A 5,245-nucleotide genomic window follows, 5' to 3' on the forward strand; every position below is an offset into this window, starting at 1 on the left:
TGTGGGGCTGGTGTGGGGCGTCGCGGGATGAACTCTCGCCGAACGCTCCCTTTCCGGACAAGGTCTGGCCGGGAGGGGATTTTCAACAGAGTTGCGGAAAACTGTTGAGAGGAAGTGGCAGGGAGGGGCCGGCGTTCAGCCGGTCACTGGAACGCCTGGGCCACGGCGAGGCTGTCCTCGTAGATGTGGTTACGGGTGACGAGACCGTTCTCGACGGTGAGGTGCAGAGCGAACCGCGCGCGGTAGGCGCGTCCGGTGGAACGCGCCGTCTGCCGGATCTCACCCGTCACGACGGCGTCGTTCCCGTCGACCAGGATCCGCTCGATCTCCGTACCGACCGATCCGGGCACATGGTGCTCGGCGATCTCGCGGTAGTTGGCCGCCGCGTCCGCGCGGCTGGTCCGGTGCCTGATCCAGGGCGTCGCGGCCCGGCCGTGCTCGGCCTCCGGCCAGTCCAGCCCCCAGTCGACCTCTTCGGCGTACAGCTCGGCGATCCCGTCCGAGTCACCGGCGCCGATCCTGCCCAGCAGCTGCTCGACCACCTGACGCGTCCGCGTGCTCGCTTCTTCCGACATGGCTGTCCACCCCTCACCTGCCCCGCGCCCTGCCGGCGCGGCGTGTGTGCACATCCTGGCCGGGGCGGGCAGACCCTGGCGATTACCCCGGAGGTAAGGAGGAGTTGATCCTCAGCACGGCGCCGTTCCTGTTCACGCCCTTCAGCTCCACGGTGACCGTGCCCGTCGCGTCTCCGCCCCGCCCGAAGGTGCCGCGCGCGCCCTCCTCGGAGAGGTTCACTCTGACGGCGCCGCCCGAGGGGTAGGAGTGGACCACGGTGACCTTGGAGCCGTCGCGGGTCACTTCCAGCGTCAGGCCACCGACCTTGATGTCGGCCTCGGGCTTCATGACCCGGACCTCGCAGGCCCCGTCGAGACAGGCGCCGAGGGAGGCGCCGTCGGCCGCCGGGGGAAGCGGGGGTACGGGCTCGGGCGGTTCGGACGGGCCGGATTTCGCGCGTTCGGCCTGCCTCACCTTGACGCAGCCGGGAGAGTTGCCGGCAGTCTCGAACCACCGGTCCTCCTGGGTCAACTGGTCCCAGCTCGGGCTCGGTTCCTTGATCCCGGCCACCAGCGAGGTGACGCGTTCGGCACGACCGGTCTTCTCCCGCGTGGAGAGCCCCGCGAGGCCGTCGGCATCGGACAACTCCCTGACCTCGGGCCGGACGCGGTCGATCTCCCTCAGATAGCTGGACCGCAGTCTCTCGGTCTCGGGTATTCGCGTCAGTGAGTCCACCGCCGCGAACTTCCGCGAGATGTCTTCCAGGGCGGACGAGGCCGACGTCAGGTAGGCGGAGGCGACAGAGTCGGGGCTCCCCGCGAACGTGTCGGCCTTCTTCGCGCTGTCCGTTTGCAGCGCCTTCAGGGATGCCATGCTTTCGCACATCCCTTCACCCCAGTCCCGCTGGCTCGGGTTGAAGAACGGCCCCGAGGTGTCTGCGGAGAAGTCGTCGCTCTCGCCGTCGTCCGTCTCCGCCCCCGCCATGAACAGGACGCCCCCCACGGCGACCACCAGCCCGCCGGCCACGAGCCCCATCTCGCGCCGCCGCCCAACTCCCCCGCCGAACATTCGAGTTCCCCGCCCCCGACTCAATTCCGCGCCGTTCCGTGCCGTGCCGTTCGTTCAGAGATGGAGCCTAGCCTCGGGCCGGTCCGGTCTGTTCGGAATCGGGGGCCCTGCGTGTCACCACCACCGCCGCCTTCAGGTCGGCCCAGAACTCAGGGGTCACCGCGACCCCGTAGCCCAGCCGGTAGACGGTGGTCGTGGCACGCCGCCGTACACGCAGCCGTACCTCCGTGGGGCCCGGGTGGGCGGTCAGGATCTCCTTGAGCTGGCGGACCGACTCGGGCGTGACGTGCGCCTCGTGCATGTCGAGCCGTACGGGCGCGTGCGCGCCGACGTCGCTCAGGTCGGGGACGCGCATCTCCATCGCGACGAGGCGCGGGACGTCCTCGCGTTTGTCGAGGCGGCCTTTGACGAAGACGACGGTGTCCTCGACGAGTTGGGTGGCCACCAGTTGGTACGTCGCCGGGAAGAACATGCAGTCCAGGGACCCGGCCAGATCCTCGACAGTCGCGATGGCCCACGCGTTGCCCTGCTTGGTCATCTTGCGCTGGAGGCCGGAGATGATGCCGCCGATCGTGACCACCGCGCCGTCCGCGTGTTCGCCGCCGGTGAGTTGTGAGATCGACGCGTCGGAGCGCTCCGAGAGGACGTGCTCGATTCCGAGGAGCGGGTGGTCGGAGACATACAGCCCGAGCATTTCCCTTTCCTGCGCGAGCAGATACGACTTGTCCCACTCCAGGTCGGAGAATTCGACGTCGAGGCCCAAGCCCGACCCCGCGGACGCGTCGGGTTCGCCGTCCCCTCCGAAGAGGTCGAACTGGCCCTCCGCCTCCTTTCGTTTGATCTGTACGACGTTGTCGATCATCGGCTCGTGCTGCGCGGCCAGTCCCTTACGGGTGTGGCCCATCTCGTCGAAGGCGCCGGCCTTGATGAGGGATTCGACGGTGCGCTTGTTGCAGACGACCGCCTCGACCTTGTCGAGGAAGTCGGGGAACGTGGCGTACTTCCCCTTCGTCTTCCTCGACCGGACGATCGAATCGACGACGTTCGCGCCGACGTTCCGGACCGCCGTGAGTCCGAAGAGAATGACGTCGTCGCCCTGCGCGGCGAAATTCGCCACCGACTCGTTCACGTTCGGCGGGAGCACCTTGATGCCCATCCGCCGGCATTCGTTGAGATAGACGGCCGACTTGTCCTTGTCGTCCCGTACGGAGGTGAGCAGCGCGGCCATGTACTCGGCGGGGTGGTTCGCCTTGAGATACGCCGTCCAGTACGACACCAGCGCGTAGGCCGCCGCGTGCGCCTTGTTGTACGCGTATCCGGCGAACGGGACCAGCACGTCCCACACCGCCCGTACCGCCTCGTCCGAATACCCGCGCTCACGGCAGCCGTCGCGGAACGGGACGAACTCCTTGTCCAGGACTTCTTTCTTCTTCTTGCCCATGGCCCGGCGGAGCAGATCCGCCTGCCCGAGCGTGTAGCCGGCCAGTACCTGCGCGGCTTTCTGGACCTGTTCCTGATAGACGACCAGTCCGTAGGTGATCCCGAGGACGTCTTTGAGCGCGTCGGCCAACTCGGGGTGGATCGGGGTGATTTCCTGCTGCCCGTTCTTGCGCAGCGCGTAATTCGTGTGCGAGTTCATGCCCATCGGGCCGGGCCGGTAGAGCGCGGTGACGGCGGTGATGTCCTCGAAATGGTCGGGCTTCATCAGCCGCAGCAGCGAGCGCATCGCGTTCCCGTCGAACTGGAACACGCCGAGCGTGTCGCCGCGGCAGAGCAGTTCGAAGGTTCTCCGGTCGTCGAGCGGCAGGGACAGAAGCTCCAGGTCGATGCCCTTGTTCGTGCCCACCATTTTGACGGCGTCGTCCATGATGGTCAGATTTCGCAGACCCAGGAAGTCCATCTTCAGCAGGCCGAGCGATTCGCACTGCGGATAGTCCCACTGTGTGATCGTGACGCCGTCGGTGTGCCTGACCCAGACCGGCACATGGTCGGTGATCGTCTCGCTGGACATGATCACGCCGGCCGCGTGCACACCCATCTGCCGCACCAGGCCCTCGACACCCTTCGCCGTGTCGATGACCTTCCGGACGTCCGCCTCGTTCTCGTACATCCCCCGGATCTCACCCGCCTCGTCGTAACGAGGATGCGCCGGATCGGTGATGCCGGAAAGCTCGATCCCTTTTCCGCCGACGTCGGCGGGCATGGCCTTCGTGAGCCGGTCACCCATCGCGTACGGATAACCGAGCACACGCGCCGAGTCCTTGATGGCGTTCTTCGCCTTGATCTTTCCGTACGTCCCGATCATGGCGACCTTGTCGGCGCCGTACTTCTCCGTCACATAGCGGATCACCTCCACCCGTCTGCGCTCGTCGAAATCGATGTCGACATCCGGCATCGACACCCGCTCGGGGTTGAGGAACCGCTCGAAGATCAGGCCGTGTTCGATCGGGTCGAGGTCGGTGATGCCCATCGCGTACGAGACGAGTGACCCGGCGGCCGACCCCCGCCCCGGGCCGACCGCGATGCCGTTGTTCTTGGCCCACATGATGAAGTCGGCGACGACCAGGAAGTACCCCGGGAACCCCATCTCGACGATGACGCCCATCTCGTACTCGGCCTGCCGCTGGTACTGCTCGCGCACACCGCCGGGGAAACGGGTGCGGAGGCCGCGGGCGACTTCCTCGCGGAACCAGGTGACTTCGGTGAAGCCCTCGGGGATGTCGAACTTCGGCATCAGGTTCCGCTCCTGGAACCAGCCCTCCGTATCGATCTGCTGCGCCACCAGAAGCGTGTTCGCACACCCCTCCTGCCACGCGTCCGACGAATCGACCGCATACATCTCGTCCGTCGACTTCAGGTAATAACCCGTCCCGTCGAACCGGAACCGGTCCGGATCCGACAGATTCTTACCCGTCTGAATACACAGCAACGCGTCATGCGCCGTCGCCTCGTTCGCATACGTGTAATGCGAGTCGTTCGTCACCAGCGGCGGGATCCCCAGCTTCTTCCCCACCTCCAGCAACCCGTCCCGCACTCGCCGCTCGATCTCGATCCCGTGATCCATCAACTCCAGGAAATAACGGTCCTTCCCGAAAATGTCCTGGTAGTCCGAAGCCGCCTGCATCGCCTCGTCGAACTGCCCCAGCCGCAGCCGCGTCTGCAACTCACCCGACGGACACCCCGTCGAGGCGATCAGACCCTCCGACCACTTCGCGATCGTCTCCCGGTCCATCCGCGGCCACTTCGTCAGCCACCCCTCCGCATACGCGTCCGACGACAACCGGAACAGATTGTGCAGCCCCGTCTTGTCCGCCGCCCAGATCGTCTTGTGCGTATAACCACCCGAACCGGAAACGTCGTCACGCTTCTGATGCGGCTGCCCCCACTGCACCTTCCGCTTGTTACGCCGCGACTCCGGCGCCACATACGCCTCGATACCGATGATCGGCGTCACATCCGCCTTCTTCGCCTGATGGAAGAAGTCGTACGCACCATGAAGATTCCCATGGTCCGTCATCGCGATATGAGACATCCCCATCTCATTGCACGCCTTGAACATGTCCCCCAACCGCGCCGCACCGTCCAGCAGCGAGTACTGAGTGTGGACATGCAGATGCGTGAA

Annotated in this window: 3 protein-coding genes; all 3 read right to left on the reverse strand. The window is 66.0% G+C overall.

Annotated elements, in window-relative coordinates:
- Positions 1–143: 143 nt before the first annotated feature.
- The gene (locus tag BHU15_RS31175) at positions 144–575 is read right to left on the reverse strand and encodes a nuclear transport factor 2 family protein (RefSeq protein WP_069630195.1); all 432 of its coding nucleotides are present in this window, start codon (positions 573–575) and stop codon (positions 144–146) included.
- Between the two features lie 82 nt (positions 576–657).
- Positions 658–1,623, reverse strand: coding sequence for a hypothetical protein (locus tag BHU15_RS31180; protein ID WP_141726916.1), 966 nt, complete (start codon positions 1,621–1,623; stop codon positions 658–660).
- Between the two features lie 67 nt (positions 1,624–1,690).
- On the reverse strand, positions 1,691–5,245 hold a 3,555-nt coding region (gene dnaE / locus BHU15_RS31185), incomplete at its 5' end, for a DNA polymerase III subunit alpha (protein WP_069630197.1).

Origin of the sequence: Streptomyces niveus, from assembly GCF_001723055.1 — a bacterium.
Taxonomy (GTDB): Bacteria; Actinomycetota; Actinomycetes; order Streptomycetales; family Streptomycetaceae; genus Streptomyces; species Streptomyces niveus.